The 16990-nt window shown below is 72.5% G+C and carries 15 protein-coding genes; 10 read left to right on the top strand and 5 right to left on the bottom strand.

Annotated features, from left to right (window positions below; genetic code table 11):
* Positions 1-2 precede the first annotated feature (2 nt).
* Positions 3-3152 (bottom strand): PD-(D/E)XK nuclease family protein, encoded by a 3150-nt coding sequence (locus ABIC61_RS17585; protein ID WP_354030951.1) that lies wholly within the window; start codon positions 3150-3152, stop codon positions 3-5.
* A gap of 104 nt (positions 3153-3256) precedes the next feature.
* On the opposite strand from ABIC61_RS17585, the gene ABIC61_RS17580 reads away from it, so the two are divergent.
* Together ABIC61_RS17580 and ABIC61_RS17575 are read left to right on the top strand one after the other, a co-directional pair.
* Positions 3257-3481 carry a DUF3107 domain-containing protein gene (locus tag ABIC61_RS17580; protein WP_144755205.1) on the top strand — a complete coding sequence of 75 codons (225 nt, stop codon included), beginning with the start codon at positions 3257-3259 and terminating at the stop codon, positions 3479-3481.
* A gap of 4 nt (positions 3482-3485) precedes the next feature.
* Positions 3486-3782, top strand: a complete 297-nt coding sequence (locus tag ABIC61_RS17575; protein ID WP_144755208.1) for a hypothetical protein — start codon at positions 3486-3488, stop codon at positions 3780-3782.
* Between the two features lie 3 nt (positions 3783-3785).
* Here the strand turns inward: ABIC61_RS17575 and ABIC61_RS17570 are convergent, their stop codons facing one another.
* Complete coding sequence (locus ABIC61_RS17570; protein ID WP_354030950.1) at positions 3786-4898, bottom strand: mannosyltransferase family protein; 1113 nt, start codon at positions 4896-4898, stop codon at positions 3786-3788.
* A 68-nt stretch (positions 4899-4966) separates the two neighbouring features.
* Positions 4967-5683: a ferritin-like fold-containing protein gene (locus ABIC61_RS17565; RefSeq protein WP_260852719.1), complete on the bottom strand. Its 717-nt coding sequence runs from the start codon at positions 5681-5683 to the stop codon at positions 4967-4969.
* Between the two features lie 91 nt (positions 5684-5774).
* On the opposite strand from ABIC61_RS17565, the gene ABIC61_RS17560 reads away from it, so the two are divergent.
* Positions 5775-7253 (top strand): DEAD/DEAH box helicase, encoded by a 1479-nt coding sequence (locus ABIC61_RS17560; protein WP_354030949.1) that lies wholly within the window; start codon positions 5775-5777, stop codon positions 7251-7253.
* A gap of 165 nt (positions 7254-7418) precedes the next feature.
* Here ABIC61_RS17560 and ABIC61_RS17555 read toward each other — a convergent pair whose 3' ends face one another.
* Positions 7419-8291, bottom strand: coding sequence for a PHP domain-containing protein (locus ABIC61_RS17555; protein WP_354030948.1), 873 nt, complete (start codon positions 8289-8291; stop codon positions 7419-7421).
* A 71-nt stretch (positions 8292-8362) separates the two neighbouring features.
* Here ABIC61_RS17555 and ABIC61_RS17550 point away from each other — a divergent pair, with 71 nt between their 5' ends.
* Complete coding sequence (locus ABIC61_RS17550; protein WP_354030947.1) at positions 8363-9847, top strand: aminopeptidase P family protein; 1485 nt, start codon at positions 8363-8365, stop codon at positions 9845-9847.
* Between the two features lie 9 nt (positions 9848-9856).
* Positions 9857-10345, top strand: a complete 489-nt coding sequence (locus ABIC61_RS17545) for a GNAT family N-acetyltransferase (protein WP_354030946.1) — start codon at positions 9857-9859, stop codon at positions 10343-10345.
* A gap of 126 nt (positions 10346-10471) precedes the next feature.
* On the opposite strand, the gene ABIC61_RS17540 is transcribed toward ABIC61_RS17545, so the two are convergent.
* Entirely contained in the window at positions 10472-11431 is a 960-nt protein-coding gene (locus ABIC61_RS17540; protein ID WP_354030945.1) for a YflT domain-containing protein, read from the bottom strand.
* Positions 11432-11515: 84 nt separating this feature from the next.
* On the opposite strand from ABIC61_RS17540, the gene ABIC61_RS17535 reads away from it, so the two are divergent.
* The 5 genes from ABIC61_RS17535 to ABIC61_RS17515 all read left to right on the top strand — a co-directional run bounded on the left by ABIC61_RS17535 (position 11516) and on the right by ABIC61_RS17515 (position 16833).
* Positions 11516-12835, top strand: a complete 1320-nt coding sequence (locus ABIC61_RS17535; RefSeq protein ID WP_354030944.1) for a magnesium transporter MgtE N-terminal domain-containing protein — start codon at positions 11516-11518, stop codon at positions 12833-12835.
* A gap of 52 nt (positions 12836-12887) precedes the next feature.
* Positions 12888-13388 (top strand): DUF1003 domain-containing protein, encoded by a 501-nt coding sequence (locus ABIC61_RS17530; RefSeq protein WP_144755537.1) that lies wholly within the window; start codon positions 12888-12890, stop codon positions 13386-13388.
* Entirely contained in the window at positions 13381-14541 is a 1161-nt protein-coding gene (locus ABIC61_RS17525; RefSeq protein WP_354030943.1) for an Mrp/NBP35 family ATP-binding protein, read from the top strand. Before ABIC61_RS17530 ends, ABIC61_RS17525 begins: the two co-directional genes overlap by 8 nt.
* A gap of 10 nt (positions 14542-14551) precedes the next feature.
* Positions 14552-15400: a class I SAM-dependent methyltransferase gene (locus ABIC61_RS17520; RefSeq protein ID WP_354030942.1), complete on the top strand. Its 849-nt coding sequence runs from the start codon at positions 14552-14554 to the stop codon at positions 15398-15400.
* A gap of 143 nt (positions 15401-15543) precedes the next feature.
* A complete protein-coding gene (locus tag ABIC61_RS17515; RefSeq protein ID WP_354030941.1) occupies positions 15544-16833 on the top strand; it encodes a carbohydrate-binding protein in 1290 nt (429 codons plus the stop codon).
* Positions 16834-16990 lie beyond the last annotated feature (157 nt).

The following is a 16990-nucleotide window of genomic DNA, read 5'->3' as shown; positions in this document are numbered from 1 at the left end:
GGTCACCAGGTCACCTCTCCCACGACGTGGATCCGGCACTCGACGCCCGTGCGGGCCTTCTCGCAGTGGTCGTCGACGTTCGCCAGGAACGTCCGGCCGGCCATGCCCGTCGCGACGGTGTGCAGGCGCTGCCGGTAGGCGGCGCGAGCGTCGTCGTCGAAGGCCTGCTGCGTCCGCTCGGAGTAGGCGTGGCCACCGCGGGGGTTCTGCACGAAGACGAGCCGGGCATCGGCCATCTCGGAGCCGGCCGGGACGCCGTCCACAGCGCCGTCCTCGACCGCGAGCTGGTACGCGCCGAGCTGCGGATGCTCGGGCATGTCGCTCTTCTCGCTCGGCATCGATCGTCCGGTCTTCAGGTCGACCACGCTGACCCGGCCGTCGGGGTCGACCTCGATCCGGTCGATGCTGCCGCGCATCCGGGCCGGCCCGGTCACGAGCGCGAACGAGGTCTCCGCGCCGAGCAGTCGTCGACCGGCGCTCGCGAAGGTCCGGAGGTAGTCGCTGAGCCCCTCGATCATCCGCCGGGTGCGGGCGCGCTCGCGGTCGGCGACCCACGGCGACTCGAAGGTCAGCTCGTCCCAGCGCCCCTCGACGTGCTGCCAGAGCGACTCGACGTCGACCTCGGTCGCGTGCTCCATCGCCGCGTGCACGATCGTCCCGATGCCCATCGCGGGGCTCGGGGCGCTGCCGCCGAAGGTCTGCACGAACCAGTGGACGGGGCACTCCTCGTAGGTGCCGATGCGGGACGGGGACACCGACACCGTGGGGGGCACGGGTTCCCCGCCGTCCTCCGCCGGCTCCGGAGCCGCGGCGAGGTCGACGAGGGGGTCCTCGGTCGACGGCGCGGCCAGCCCGTACCAGTCGTCCGGCGACGCCCCGGGCACCTCGGCCTCGGCGAGGCGTGCGAGGGCGGACGCTGCCTCGTGGTCCCCCGATGCCACCACGCGGCGACGCAGCGAACCGGCGAGGCCGCGGAGCGACAGCGGGTGCACGGTCGGCTGCCGGTCGGGTGGCACCGGGACGAGCCGGACGAACGGCGACGGGGCCTCGTCGTCGTTCGCGACCGTGCCGATGACGACCTGGGTGGTCGCCCGGGACACCGCACGGGCGAACAGCCGGAGCTCGTCCGCGATGACGGCGGCGCGGTCGTCGATCGTCGTCTGGTCGATCCCGGCGGCGGCTCGGACGAGCCCGTCCGGGTCGAGCAGGCTGCCCCGGACCCGGGTGTTCGGCCAGACCCCGTCCTGCAGCCCGAGCACCACGACGACGTCGCACTCGAGTCCGATCGTGGCCGAGGGGGTGAGCACGCGCACCCGTCCGGCCGTGCGGTCCGGGCCGATGGAGTCCTCGGGCAGGTCGGCGCCGAGCAGGTCGTCGACGAACACCCGGGCGGGGGCGTCCGGCGTGCGTTCGACGAACCGCTTCGCGGCGGTGAACAGCCCGACCACGGCGTCGAGGTGCCGGTCGGCCTCGGCGGCGCCGACGCCCCCGGCCGCGGACTGCCCGCCCCACGTGCCCGCGAGGCCGCTGCGCTCCCAGAGGCCCCAGAGGATCTCCTCGATGCTGGCACCGGCGTCGGCGTCCGTGCGGGCCTGCACGAGGCTGCGCGCCAGTCGTGTCGCCCGGCGCGCGAAGCCGGCGTCGACCGTGGCGAGTCGTTCCGGTGCCCCGAGCGCGTCCACCAGGAGCTCGTCGGCCGTCCGGGTCCCGCCGCCGGCGAGTTCCTCCCGACGCAGGGCGAGCCGGAGCCGCCGCATCGCGAGGGTGTCGAGGCCGCCCAGCGGGCCGGTCGCGAACGAGGTCGCGAGCACGGCGTCGAGCGGCAGCACCCCGAGGGAGACCGCCGCCGCGTCGAGCAGCGCACGGGCGGCGGTGTCGTCCCGGGGCCGGACGGGCGCGGCGCCGGCGGTCGCGGGGACCTCGGCGACGGACAGCGCACGGACGAGTTCGGGGATCGCGGCACCGCTGCGCGTGACGACGGCCATCCGGTGCCACGGCACACCGTCGAGCAGGCGGTGTTCGCGCAGGCGACGGGCGACCGCCACGATCAGCGCGGCGCGGCTCGCACCCTCGAGGTGCAGGACCGCGTCGGACCGCGCGTCGACCGTGGTCGCCGTGGCGGTCCGCTGACGACCCGCTGCGGCGGCACCGATGCGCCCGGTGATGCCGGAGACGAGCGCGCGGATGGGCGCAGCGTGCCGGTGCACCGTCGTGAGCACGAGTTCGTCCACCCGGTCGACACCGAGCCGCACGGCCAACCGGCCGAGGACGTCCGGCTCGGCGCCGCGGAACGCCGAGGCCGCGATGTCCGGGTCGCCGAACGCCACGAGCTGCACGCCGGACCGGGCGAGGGCCCCGAGCAGGGCGATCTCCCCCTCCACCAGCTCCTGCGTGTCGTCGACCACGACGAGCCGGAGCGCGGCGACGCTCGCGGGCACCTGGCCGCGCAGGACCGCGGCCGTGGCGTAGGCGACGAGTTCGGCGGCGTCGAGGCTGGTGGAGCGGAACGAGGTCACGGCCGCGCGGTACTCGTCGACGAAGTCCCCGACGGCTCGCCACTCCGGCCGGCCGGTGTCGTCCCCGAGCTCGCGCATGTCCTCCGGTTCGACCCCCGCGGCGACGGCGCGCATCATGACGTCACGGAGCGCGGTGCGGAACCCGGCGCGCTCCCGGACGACCTCGGTGATCGGCGCCGGCCAGTCCGGGCCGGTGCCGTCGAGTTCGTGGCCCTCGAGCAGGTCGGCGATGATGCGGTCCTGCTCGCCACCGGTGAGTAGCGTCGGGGCCTCCTGCCCCTGCACGGCGGCGGCGTGGGCGACGATCTGGAACGCGAGGGAGTTCACGGTCCGGGCGAGCGCCCCCGGCATCACGCGTTCCACGGAGGACGCCAGGCGGTCCCGGAGCGCCGTCGCGGCGGAGCGGGCGGACGTCAGCGCGAGGACCGTGGCATGGCCGTCGGGCGAGATCGCGTCGGCGCGGGTGAGCCGCAGGGCGACGAGTCGGGCGAGCGTCGTGGTCTTGCCGGTGCCCGGAGCACCGATGACGGCAGCGTGCCGGTCGTCCGGCAGGGCGAGCACCGCGGCCTGGGAGGGGTCGGCCGCCAGCGCGACGCCGACTGCCTCGGGGGCGGGCGTCAGGGTCGTCTGGGGCACCCTCGTACGGTAACCGCCGCGACCGACACCGGGCGGCAGCCACGACCAGTGCGCCTGCGGCGAACGTCCGATGTCCCCGTGGGCGGCTCGGATACGCTGTGCTCGTGGACATCAAGATCGGCATCACCAACAGCCCGCGTGAGATCGCGTTCGAGACCGCCCAGACCGCGGACGAGATCGAGAAGGCCGTGTCGGAGGCCCTCGACGCGAAGTCGACGCACCTCGCACTCCAGGACGAGAAGGGCCGTCGGTTCATCGTCCCCGTCGCCTCGCTCGCGTACGTCGAGGTCGGCGCGGAAGAGGCCCGTCGCATCGGCTTCGTCGCCTGACGACGTGGAACTGCTCTTCGCGGTCCTCGGCGGCCTGATCGTCGGGGCCGTCGCGCACGTCGTCGTGCCCTGGCGCTCCAGCCGCGGCTCCCTGCTCGGACCGGCGGTCGGCGGCATCGTCGCGGCCGTCCTGTGGGAAGCGCTGACCTGGATCGGCTGGCAGTACGACGCGACCTGGATCTGGGTCGTCACCCTGGTCGGCGCGGGCGTGGTCGCCCTGGTCGCGGAGTGGGTGCTCGGCAAGCGCCGCACGGCGGCCGACGCGGCCTTCTACGAGCAGGTCAAGGCCCAGGGCGCCTGACGGTCAGTCGGCCCACTCGCCGAGCGTGAACTGGTGGGTGTTCGCCGTCAGGAGCACCACGCCGACGACGAGCACGCCCGTGGTCACCCAGCGCCCGACGGTGTGCCGCTGTGACGCCGCGCCCAACGCGATCCAGATCGGGAAGAGCGTCAGCGTGTTCCGTGCCAGCGACACGTAGGTCGAGCTCGTCATGAGCGACACCGCGGTGAGCCCGAGCAGCGTGGCCTCGGCCCAGCGCCGCCGGACCGCGAAGTACGCCACCGCCGCGAGCAGCAGCGCGGCGAAGACGATGTCGAGCAGGAACTGCGGTCGGGCCGACAGGAGCGGGTGGTGCAGCACGTTCTGCACCGTCGCCGCGAAGGTCGTCCACGGCGCCGACGTCGACCGCGCCCACCCCTCGCGCTGTGCGGTGTTCCACGCGGCGGGGTCGCCCGTCAGGACCCACAGCGACACCATGTAGCCGAGGAACCCGAGGACCCCCGTCGCCAGCCCGAGCACCGGCCAGGCGACGACCCGCCGTCCGGCCGCCCGACGACGGACGACGTACAGGACGAGGAGCGCGGCGAGCAGGAACAGCCCGTTCGGCCGGATCGTCCCGGCGACCGCGGTCACGAGCCCCGCCGCGAGCCAGCGGTCGCGCACCGCCAGGTACCACGCCCCGATCGCCGCCGCCGCGAAGGACGACTCGGCGTAGGACGCGTGCAGGAACACCGCGTACGGACCGACCACGAACAGCAGCGTCGCGACGAACGCGGCCCGCCGACCGACGGTCACCTCGGCGAGCCGCCAGAGCAGCACCGCCGCCACCAGGCCTCCGAGTGCCGCGACGAGCACGAGCGCCGTCGGGACTGCGTCGGCGCCGACCCCGACGGTCCGGAGCACCGCTGCGACGGCCCGGGCTGCCATCGGGTACCCCGGGAAGAACGCGACGTCGGTGGACCCTGCGGCGTAGCCGTCCGAGGCGATCGCGGCGTAGTGCGACGAGTCCCACCGTGCCAGGAGGTCGGCGAACGGACGGCCGCCGAGGAGGGACCCCGTCGCGGCCCACTGGGACACGAGGGCGATCGTCGTCACGAGGACGCGTGACGCGACCCACAGCGCAGCACCGCCGAGCACGGCAGGACCCCACGGGACCGCGTCGAACCCGCGTCCGGCCGTCCGCCGGTGCGCTCCTCCCGAGCGCATCAGGCGGTCAGGCCCAGGGCGTCCATCCGACGGGTGTGTGCGGCGATGAGCTCGGTCCAGACCGGCTCGAGGCGCTCCTGGTCCTCACGCGCGTGGGAGGCGAGCGCCGACCGGGCGACGAGCAACGTGTCCCCGACGAGCCGTCGGCCCCACATCGCCAGGCGCGACCCGACGGACGGGTCCTCGGCGATGCGCGCGGAGAGCTCCTCGACGACGGCGGCTTCCTCGCGCGCGTCGAACACGGTCTTCAGGCGCTGCCGGACCTCGGCGGGCAGCGACCGGAGCAGCGAGCCGAACAGGTCGTTGAGGATCCCGGCGGTCACGTAACCGGTGAGCATCGACTCGTACCAGTCCGCACCGCTCGTGCGCTCGAGGAACAGGTCGATCGCCTCGCGGTGGGGCGCCATCAGCGCGGCCGGGTCACCGCCGGTGCGTTCGATCTCGGCGACGATCGTCCGGTGTCGCTCGAGCGCGGTCGTCGCCAGCACACCGGTGACGAGGCGTCCGGACAGGGTGGGGGCACCGGCTCCGGCACGGCCCATCGTCTCGTAGAGCGACAGCTCGAGGTACGCAGCCTGGCCGAGGTAGACGTCGAGCTCGGGGCTGACGTCGTCCAGCTGCAGGCGTTCCACGGGCGACGCGTTCCGCGGGTTCCGCGACGCGAGCCACGCGGACGCGAGCTCCGCCGCGCGCTTCCGGTTCCACCACGACACCACCCGACGAGCATAGCGGGAAGGACCCCGCACCCCCGCCCGACCGGCCCGCCGGTAGACTGGTCGGGACTTCCACCAGAACTAAGGTGATTCTTTGACTTTCGCAGACCTCTCCATCGAGCAGGACATCGTCGACGCGCTCGCGACGAAGGGCATCCTCGAGCCCTTCCCGATCCAGCAGCAGACGATCCCGCTCGCCCTCACCGGCCAGGACATCATCGGCCAGGCCAAGACGGGTACCGGCAAGACCTTCGGCTTCGGCCTCCCCCTGATCCAGCGACTCGGCGCCGACCCGGCACCCGGTGTGAAGGCCCTCGTGGTCGTCCCCACCCGTGAGCTCGCGGTCCAGGTCACCGAGGACCTCGAGCTCGCCACGTCGAACCGCCCGACGACCATCGTGTCGATCTACGGCGGCAAGGCGTACGAGGGCCAGATCGAGCAGCTCAAGGCCGGTGCCCAGATCGTCGTCGGCACGCCCGGTCGCCTCATCGACCTGCAGCGCCAGCGGCTCCTCGACCTGTCCCACGTGCAGGAGGTCGTGCTCGACGAGGCCGACCGCATGCTCGACCTGGGCTTCCTCTCGGACATCGAGCGCATCTTCCAGGCCATCCCCGAGGTGCGGCACACCATGCTGTTCTCGGCCACGATGCCCGCGCCGATCGTCGCGCTCGCCCGCCGGTTCATGAGCCGCCCGGTGCACATCCGCGCGACCGACCCGGACGAGGGCCTCATGCAGGCCAACATCAAGCACGTCATCTACCGGGCGCACTCGCTCGACAAGGACGAGGTCATCGCCCGCATCCTGCAGGCCGAGGGTCGCGGCAAGACCGTGATCTTCACCCGCACGAAGCGCGCGGCGGCGAAGCTCGTCGAGGAACTGAAGGACCGCGGCTTCAACGCCGCAGCGGTCCACGGCGACCTCAACCAGGAGCAGCGCGAGCGCGCGATGGCCGCCTTCAAGGCCGGCAAGCGCGACGTGCTCATCGCGACCGACGTCGCGGCTCGCGGCATCGACGTGGACGACGTGACGCACGTCATCAACCACACGATCCCGGACGACCCGGACACGTACCTGCACCGCGCCGGCCGCACCGGCCGTGCCGGCAAGACGGGCATCGCGGTCACGTTCGTCGACTGGGACGACCTGCACAAGTGGACGCTGATCGACAAGGCCCTCGAGTTCGGCATCCCCGAGCCCGTCGAGACCTACTCGTCGTCGCCCCACCTGTTCGAGGAACTCGACATCCCGAAGGGCACCAAGGGCCGTCTCCCCGGTGCGTCCGCGCACGCGGCCTCGGCCGGTGGCCCCGCCGACAGGAAGACGAGCGACCGTCCGCGCAGCGGCTCACGTCCGCCCCGCACCCGCACCCGGTCTGGAGGCACGGACCAGCCCGCCTCGCAGGCCCCGGCCTCCGAGTCGGCGGCTCCGCAGTCGGCGGGTGCCGAGGGCACTGAGGCCGCGTCCGGCGACGGTGCGGCGAAGCGTCGTCGGCGTCGCCGTCGTCGCGGTGCCGGCACCGGGTCGTCCGAGGCGACCGCCTCGGCACCGCAGGGCACCTCGGACGGCGAGTAGCGCCTCCAGGCCGAAGGGTCCGTCGCTGACGCGACGGGCCCTTCGTCGTCCCCGCTCCGCGAGCCGCGCTTGCCCGAGACTCGGCCTGGGCGACAGTTCTCGCGCGGCCGACCGCAGGATCTGTCGCTGAGCGCGAGTCTCGGCCGCGCGGCGGCGAGACTCGGGTCAGGTGAGGCGCGAGCCGGTGCCGACGACGGGCGCACTGCCGGTCGCCTCGGCGAGGATGGCGTCGAACGCGACGCGGGCCGTGCGGTGCTCGCCGAGCCGGTTCGGCTTGCCGGTGCCGTGGTAGTCGCTGGAACCGGTGACGAACAGGTCGTAGCGCGCTGCCCAGTCGAGCAGGGTGCGCTTGCCGTGGGCGAGGTTCTCGCGGTGGTCGACCTCGAGGCCGCCGAGTCCGGCCTCGACGAGTTCGCGGAGCATCGGCTCGTCGATCACGATGCCGCGCGAGGACGCCGCCGGGTGCGCGATCACCGGGACGCCGCCGGCCTGACGGATGAGTTCGACGCCCCGGAGCGGGGTCGGTGCCTCGTGCGGTTCGTAGTACCCGGAGGCCGGGTGCAGGATGCCGCGGAACGCCGCACTGCGGTCGGACTCGAGGCCTCGGGCGACGAGCGCGTCGGCGATGTGCGGACGACCGATCGTCGCGCCCTCGCTGGCCTGGGCGATGACGTCGTCCCACGTGATCGGGTGGTCGCGGCCGATGCGCTCCACCATGCGCCGGGCGCGGGACAGCCGGCCGTCGCGGATGCGCTCGGTCTCCGCGACGAGGCCCGGGTGCTCGGGATCGACGAGGTAGCCGAGGACGTGCACGCTGCGGTACCCGACGCGGGTGCTGAGTTCGAGCCCGGGGAGGAGCGTCAGCGGCAGGTCTCGGGCGGTCGCGATCGCCTCGGTCCACCCCGCGGTCGTGTCGTGGTCGGTCAGCGCGACGGCGTCCAGTCCGGCGGCTGCTGCCGCCCGGACGAGGTCCGCGGGTCGCTCGGTGCCGTCGGAGACGCTCGAGTGCGCGTGCAGGTCGATGAACGGATCGGGCACGTGGTCAATGCTATCCACAGGTGAGCGGGCGCACAGGCCGCGTGCCGTCGGGCGGTGCGATGATGGGGAGCATGTCCGACACCACTCCCCGCGCGACGAGCAACCGTTCCACCACTCCCGGATCCTCGACGTTCAAGGACTACATCGGTTCGCAGTGGGCCGATCGTGACCGTCCGCTGCCCGAGCCCCGCGAGCAGGCCGCCTTCGCAGCCGAGCGCCGCGCGAAGATCTCGGAGCTGCACCCGGGTCGCACCATCGTCGTGCCGGCCGGCCAGGCGAAGGTCCGCTCGAACGACTGCGACTACCCGTTCCGCCCGCACTCCACCTTCGCGCACCTCACCGGCTGGGGCACCGACACGGTCGTCGGCTCCGTGCTCGTGATGACGCCGAACGGCTCCGGGCACGACGCCACGCTGTACTTCCGCGCCACCGCCGGCCGCGACTCCGAGGAGTTCTACGCCAACCCCGAGATCGGCGAGTTCTGGGTCGGCCCGCGTCCCTCCCTCGACGAGGTCGCTGCGGACCTCGGGCTCGCGACGGCCGACCTCGGCACGTTCGACACCGTGACCGCCGGGCTCGACGCCTCGGCGCTGCTGGTCCGTGACGCCGACACCGACCTCACCCGGACGCTCGACGAGCGGATCGGCAGCGCCGTCGGCGGCGCTGCCGAGACCGACGGCGTGCCCGCGACCGACGACGCCCTCGCCCGCGACCTCTCCGAGCTCCGCCTGGTGAAGGACGCGTACGAGGTCAACGAGCTCCGCAAGGCCGTGAACGCCACCAAGGCCGGGTTCGACGACGTCATCGCCGACTTCGACGCCGTGCTGGCGCACCCCCGCGGCGAGCGCATCGTCGAGGGCACGTTCAACCGCCGTGCCCGCGCCGACGGCAACACCGTGGGCTACGACACCATCGCCGCGTCGGGCCACCACGCCTGCATCCTGCACTGGACCCGCAACGACGGTGCCGTCGAGCCGGGCGACCTGATCCTCATCGACGCCGGCGTCGAGGTCGACTCGTTCTACACGGCCGACATCACGCGCACGCTCCCGGTCAGCGGCACCTTCACCGACGTCCAGCGCCTGGTGTACGAAGCCGTGCTCGAAGCCGCCGACGCGGCCTTCGCGATCGTCAAGCCCGGCATCACCTTCCGGCAGGTGCACGCCACCGCGATGGAGGTCATCGCCCGGAAGACCGCCGAGTGGGGCTTCCTGCCCGGCACCGCCGAGGAATCGCTCCAGCAGGACAACCAGTTCCACCGCCGGTACATGGTGCACGGCACGAGCCACCACCTCGGCCTCGACGTGCACGACTGCGCGAAGGCCCGCCGCGAGATGTACATCGACGGCATCGTGCAGCCCGGCATGGTCTTCACGATCGAGCCCGGCCTGTACTTCCAGCAGGACGACCTCACCGTGCCCGAGGAGTTCCGCGGCATCGGCGTCCGGATCGAGGACGACATCCTGGTGACCGAGGACGGCGCCGAGAACCTGTCGGTCGGCATCCCCCGGACCCCCTCGGAAGTGGAGGGGTGGATCGCCCGCTCCGGCCGCTAGCCTGAGCGTGTGACGACACCGGAGGTCTCCCCCAGCCCCAGCGAGGGCGCGTTCTCGATCGACGTCGAGCACTTCGACTCCCCCGACGCCCAGCGGCTCCGTGCCGCCCAGCGCCTGGAGATCGACCGTGCGTACGGCGGCGACACCGAGCCGGGCGAGAAGCCCACGGCCGAGTCGATCGCGGTGTTCTTCCTCGCGCGCGACGAGGACGGCACCCCGCTCGGCTGCGGTGGGCTGCGCGTCGTGCAGGACGGCATCACCGAGATCAAGCGCATGTACGTCCGGCCGGAGTCCCGGGGCGCGGGTGTCGCGGCGGCCCTGCTGCGTCGGCTGGAGGAGGCCGCGCTCGACCTCGGCTCACCAGCGCTCGTGCTCGAGACGGGCAACGAGCAGAAGCGCGCGATCGGGTTCTACGAGCGCGAGGGCTTCGGCCGCATCGCCAACTTCGGCCCGTACGTCGGAGTGCCCACGTCGATCTGCTACTCGAAGGTCCTGTAACCGTCCGCCGAGGTCGCGAAAACGGCCGCTCCCAGCGATGGGAAGCGACCGTTCGTGCGACTTCGGCGGACCTGAGCGGCGCGTCGTGCGACCTCGCCGGCCGCAACCGCCGCGACCGCCGCGGGGTCAGCGGGACTCGTCGTCCTTCGACTCGTCCGAGGACGACGGCGACGACGAGGGCGTGGACCATGACGGGGTTGCGGGCGCTGACGTCGGCGTCGCCCCGGTCACCCGCTCGCCGTAGCGCGGCGGCTCGTCCGCCCGGGGCTGCGGCACGGCCGACGGCGCAGCCGGTGCCGGCGCCGTGGACGGCGTCTCCCCGTACCGGGGCCCGTCGTTCGTACCGTAGCGGGGCGTGCCCGAGGGGGCACCCGACTGCGGGGCGGGAGCCGACGTGCCGGGCTGCTGCGTGCCTCCAGGCTGCTGGTGGGGTGTGGCGTGCCCACCGTACGGCGACTGCTGGGGCGGCACCTGACCACCCGCCGAGCCAGGACCGGGCCGCCACGGCTGCTGCCCGTGCAGCCCGGGACCACCGGCGCCCGGGCCGCTCTGCGGTCCCGGAGCACCCGGGGTCCCGGGGTTCCAGTGGGTGGCGGGGGCGAGCCCGGCCTCCCCGAGGATGCGACGGGCCTGGCCGACGAGCTGCGGCTCGACGACTATCTGGTAGTTCGTGGCGAGCACCTGGTGCACGCTCGTGAAGTCCCGCTGCCGCTTCGTGATGGCGAACGAGACGATGCCGTAGAGCATGCCGAACGCGGCGCCGATGATGGCGGCGGCGAGGATGAGCCCGCCGGCGCTCGGTGAGAACAGGGTGAGCACGATGCCGAAGAAGATGCCGAGCCAGAGCCCGGACAGGGCACCGGCGATGGCGGCGCGGCCGTAGGTCATCTTGCCCGTGACCCGTTCGACGGTCTTGAGGTCGTTGCCGACGATCGAGAGCTGGTTGACGGGGAAGTCGGCCTCGGCGAGCTTCGCCACGACGCGTTGGGCGTCGGGGTAGCTGTCGTAGGTGCCGAGGACGTCGCCCTTGGGCAGCGTCGGGAAGGCCTGGGCGGTCCTGCCGGCGAAGGGGCTCTGATTGCTCACCCAGCCATCATTCACCGAACACCTTGCAATCGCACGTGCGCCCACAGGGAAGAACCCCCATGCACAGCGACTACGCTGGGTCGGGTGAGCGCCACGAAGGTCTTCGTCGCCCGCCTCGCCGGGTGCTCCGTCTTCGACCCCGCGGGCGACCGCGTCGGCAGGGTGCGCGACGTCCTCGTCGTGTACCGCCGCGTCGACGCCCCGCACGTCGTCGGACTCATCGTCGAGGTCCCGGGCAAACGACGGATCTTCGTGAGCATCGGCCGGATCACCTCGATCGGTGCCGGGCAGGTCATCACGACGGGCCTCGTCAACATGCGCCGCTTCGAGCAGCGCGGCGGCGAGGTGCGCGTGATCGCCGAGATGCTCGGCCGCAAGGTCCTCATCAAGAAGGAGCGCATCCGCGCCACCATCGAGGACGTCGCGATCGAGGACCGCGGGCAGGGCGACTGGGAGGTCTCGCAGCTCTTCCTCCGCAAGCCGAAGACCACGCCGTCGCCGTTCGGCAAGGGCCCGACGACCTTCGCGACCTGGAACGAGGTCACCGAGGACGAACTCCCCGGCGAGGCCCAGTCCGCCGAGCACGTCATCGCGGCGTACTCCGACCTGCTGCCCGCCGACCTCGCGTCGACGCTGCTCGACCTGCCCGAGGAACGCCGGTTCGAGGTCGCCGAGGAGCTGCCGGACGACCGCCTCGCCGACGTGCTCGAGGAGATGCCCGACCAGGAACGGATCGAGATCCTCACCCGGCTCACCGACTCGCGCGCCGCCGACGTCCTCGACCACATGCAGCCCGACGACGCGGCCGACGTCCTCGCGCAGTTCTCCGACGAGCGCAGTGAGGCCCTCCTCCAGCTCATGGAGCCCGAGGAGGCGCAGGACGTGCGGATGCTCCTCGAGTACGAGCCGGACACCGCCGGCGGGCTCATGACGACCGAGCCGGTGATCGTCTCCGCCGACGCCACCGTCGCCGAGGGACTCGCACTGGTCCGCCGCCACGAACTCGCACCGGTGCTCGGTGCCGCCGTCTGCGTCACGCTGCCGCCGTACGAGCCGCCGACCGGTCGGTTCCTCGGCCTCGTGCACTTCCAGCGGATGCTGCGGTACCCGCCGAACGAACGGCTCGGCACCCTCATCGACCAGCAGACCGAACCGGTCCGGGTCGATGCGAGCGCCGCCGAGGTCACCCGGATCATGGCGACCTACAACCTGTTGTCCGTCCCCGTGGTCGACGACGCCCACCGACTCGTCGGGGTGGTGACGATCGACGATGTCCTCGACCACGTCCTGCCGGACGACTGGCGAAGTCAGGGCGAGGGGGAACCCTCACCGCTCCCACGCCAACGCCCGCGCAAGACGCCCGTGACGACGGGAAGGAGGACCACCCGTGGCCCGAACGGATGAGAACCGCCAGGAGCGGCTCGAGCGTCAGGAACGTCTCGACTCGCCCAAGGGCATGCGCACGCGCGTGCTCCCGACCCGCCGCAGGTCCGGCCGCGGTGACACCTTCGGCCGTGCCACCGAGGGCATCGCCCGCGCCATGGGCACCCCGTGGTTCCTCGTCGGCCTGACCCTGTTCTGCGTCGTCTGGATGGGCTACAACACGCTCGCCCCGAAGTCGTGGCAGTTCGACTCGGCGGCGATCGGCTTCACGGCCCTGACCCTCGTGCTCTCCCTGCAGGCGTCGTACGCGGCCCCGCTGATCCTGCTCGCCCAGAACCGGCAGGACGACCGCGACCGCGTGCAGTTCGAGCAGGACCGTCAGCGTGCCGAGCGGAACCTGGCGGACACCGAGTACCTGGCGCGCGAGGTCGTGGCCCTGCGGCTCGCGATGCGCGACATGGCGTCGAAGGACTTCATCCGCGCCGAGATCCGGTCGCTGCTCGAGGAGCTGGACCGTCGCGACACGGAGGACGCCGGCTTCGCGGACGAGCCCGGCAGCACCGCCCGTGGCTGAGGCCGTCTCCCCCGACGAACGGCTCGGCTCCGCGGTCCTCGCTGCGCTCGGCCGCGTGATCGACCCCGAGATCCGCCGCCCCGTCACGGAGCTCGACATGATCCGTGGTGTCGACGTGCAGCCTGGAGGCGCGGTGCGCGTCGACCTGCAGCTCACGATCGTGGGGTGCCCCGCCGCCGACACCATCGAGCGCGACGTGCGCGCCGCCGCCGGTTCCGTGGACGGCGTGTCCGCCGTGTCGGTCGACGTGTCGGTCATGGCCCCGGCCACCCGCGCCGCGCTGACCGAACGGCTCCGTGCCGGTCGACCGAAGGGCGTGCAGTTCACGCCGGACTCCCTCACCCGGGTGATCGCCGTCACGAGCGGCAAGGGCGGCGTCGGGAAGTCGACCGTCACCGCGAACCTGGCAGTCGCGCTCGCTGCGCGTGGCCAGCGGGTGGGCATCGTCGACGTCGACGTGCACGGCTTCAGCATCCCCGGGCTGATGGGGCTCACCGACGCCGCGGGCGTGGCACCGCGCCCGACGCGCGTGGACAGCATGATCCTGCCGCCGGTGGCCCACGACGTGAAGGTCGTGTCGATCGGGATGTTCGTCGACGACGCCTCGACCGCGGTGTCCTGGCGCGGGCCGATGCTGCACCGGACCGTGTCGCAGTTCCTGACCGACGTGTTCTTCGGCGACCTCGACGTGCTGCTGCTCGACCTGCCGCCGGGGACCGGTGACGTGGCGATCTCGGTCGGCCAGCTGCTCCCGCACGCCGAGGTCCTCGTCGTGACCACCCCGCAGGCGGCCGCCGCCGACGTGGCCGAGCGGAGCGGGATCGTCGCGCGGCAGACCGGGCAGCGGGTCATCGGTGTCATCGAGAACATGGCGGGCCTCGTGCAGCCCGACGGCAGCGTCCTGCACCTGTTCGGCGAGGGCGGCGGTGCGGAGACCGCTCGGCGGCTGTCCCGCGTCCAGGACTCCCCCGTGCCGGTACTCGGCAGCGTGCCGTTGTCCGTGCCGCTCAGAGAGGGCGGGGACACCGGCCTGCCGGTCGTGCTCGGCGCGCCGGAGGACCCCGCCGCCGTGGCACTCGCCGCGATCGCCGACGGCATCACGACGATGGGGCGCGGGCTGGCCGGACGGAAGCTGGGCTTGTCGCTGTCCTAGGCTCGAACGCATGAGCACGGATCACGTCGACGTCGACTGGGAGCAGGCCCGCGACACCAACCGCGCCAACTGGGACGACCGCGTGCCGATCCACGAGGGTGCCTACGAGATCGACGAGCTGTCCGACCCCGAGCACCGCTCGACCGTCGTCCGCGACGACCTCCCCGCGCTGGCACCCTGGCTGCCGTCGGGCTCTCTGCACGGCCTCGACGTCTGCCACCTGCAGTGTCACATCGGAACCGACACCGTGTCCCTCGCCCGCGAGGGCGCCCGGGTCACCGGCGTCGACTTCTCCCCCGCTGCGCTCGCCTCCGCCGCCGGACTCGCTTCGCGGCTCGATCTCGACATCACCTGGGTCGAGACCGACGTCCTCGACGCCCGAGCCGCGGTCGTGGGGGACTTCGACGTGGTCTACACGAGCATCGGCACCATCTGCTGGCTCGCGGATCTCGACCGGTGGGCCGCACAGGTCACCGCGCTGCTCCGACCGGGCGGGGTGTTCTTCATCCGCGACGGCCATCCGGCGTTGTACGCGCTCGACGAGTCCGCCGACGGGCTCGTCACCCGGTACCGCTACTTCCCCGACGGCACCGCGCAGCAGTGGGACGATGCCGGGACGTACGCGGGCGACGGGACCGTGGCGAACACCCGGACGTACGAGTGGCCGCACCCGCTCTCCGAGATCGTGAACGCGCTCCTCGGCGCCGGGCTGCGTCTCCGCCGACTGGACGAGGGCACGACGCTCCCGTGGCGCTTCAGTCCGCGGATGGAGGACACCGGGGACGGCTCCTGGGCCTGGCCCGTCGCGGATCGGGACCGGTTGCCGACCACGTTCACGGTCGTCGCGACGAAGGACTGATCCCGCAGCTGTACGTCCTTTCATGGACAGGTCGTTCCACCTGAGAGCAATATGCAGGGGTATTCCACAATGCTCCTGCGAAATCGGGTCGCAGGGGTTCCACCCGCCGGACGACGACGTCCGGCCGAGGACAGGAGAACCGTGTGAAGAACGACATCCGCGTGCGGATCGGCCTCGTGGCCGCCGCAGTGGCGACGATCGCAGGAGGATCACTCGCCACGGCACCGGCCATCGCCGCCACACCGTCGTGTGCGACCGCCTGGGCTGCCGGCACCGCCTACTCCGGCGGCGCCACCGTCAGCGAGAACGGCACGAACTACACCGCGAACTGGTGGACGCAGGGCGACGACCCCGCGACGCACTCGGGGGCGACGGGGAGCGGGCAGCCGTGGACGTCCACCGGTGCCTGCACCGGTACGGGTGGTGGCGGCACGACCACTCCGGGCGGCGGCACCACGAACCCAGGCACGGGTGGCAGTGGGGGCACCGCCAGCGGCCTGGTGTTCAGCCCGTACAAGGACGTCACCGTGAACCTCGACTGGAACACGAACGTGATGAACACCGCCGTCACCGGGACGCGCATCCCGGTCGTCGGCTCGAGCAACAGCCTCGTCTCCACACGGGAGCCCGGCCTCAAGGCGATCACCCTCGCCTTCGCCACCGGCACCTGCGGCAGCGAGAACTGGGGCGGTGTGGCGGCGGACGCCTTCGCGAGCGCCAACATCCCGAAGCTCGACGCCGCGGGCGTGAACTACATCGTGAGCACCGGCGGCGCAGCAGGCTCGTTCAAGTGCTCCGGCACCGCGCTGCAGAGCTTCATCGCCCGGTACGCCACCCCGCACATGATCGGCGTCGACTTCGACATCGAGAGCGGGCAGTCCGCCGCCGACGTCCAGAACCTCGTGAACGCCGCAGCCCTCGCCCAGTCGAAGTACCCGGGCCTGCGCTTCTCGTTCACCCTCGCGACCCTCGCGGCCAGCGACGGGAGCTTCGGCGGGCTCAACAGCACGGGTGACGCCACGGTCAAGGCGATCAAGGCATCGTCGCTGACGAACTACACCGTCAACCTCATGACGATGGACTTCGGCCGCGCGACGACCGCGAACTGCGTGCTGTCCGGATCGACCTGCGAGATGGGCAAGTCCTCGATCCAGGCCGTGACGAACCTCGAGCACACGTACGGCATCGCGCCGTCGAAGATCGAGGTCACCCCGATGATCGGCGTGAACGACGCCTCCGACGAGGTCTTCACCCTTGCCGACGTCGACACCCTGTCCGCCTACGCCAAGGCGAACGGCCTCGCCGGTGTGCACTACTGGTCCCTCGACCGCGACACCCCGTGCTCCTCGACGACGGCGATGTCCACCTGCAGCTCGGTCCCGAGCGCACCGGCCCTCGCCTGGACGGACCGCTTCATCGCCGACCTGAAGTAGTCGCCACCACGGAATGACTGGAGGCGGGGGGGCCGCGGGGCCCCCCCCCCCCCGCCCCCCCCCGGGGGCGGGGGGGGGGGGGGGGGCGGCCGCAGCGGCCACCGGCGGAGGCGGTCGGGCCCCCCCCCGACAAACGGACCGGCGCGGCCGACCCCCC

The organism is Curtobacterium sp. 1544 (assembly GCF_040544915.1).
GTDB classification, from domain to species: domain Bacteria; phylum Actinomycetota; class Actinomycetes; order Actinomycetales; family Microbacteriaceae; genus Curtobacterium; species Curtobacterium pusillum_C.
Note: the sequence above shows the minus strand (reverse complement) of the source record. Positions and strands in the feature narration are given on the sequence as shown.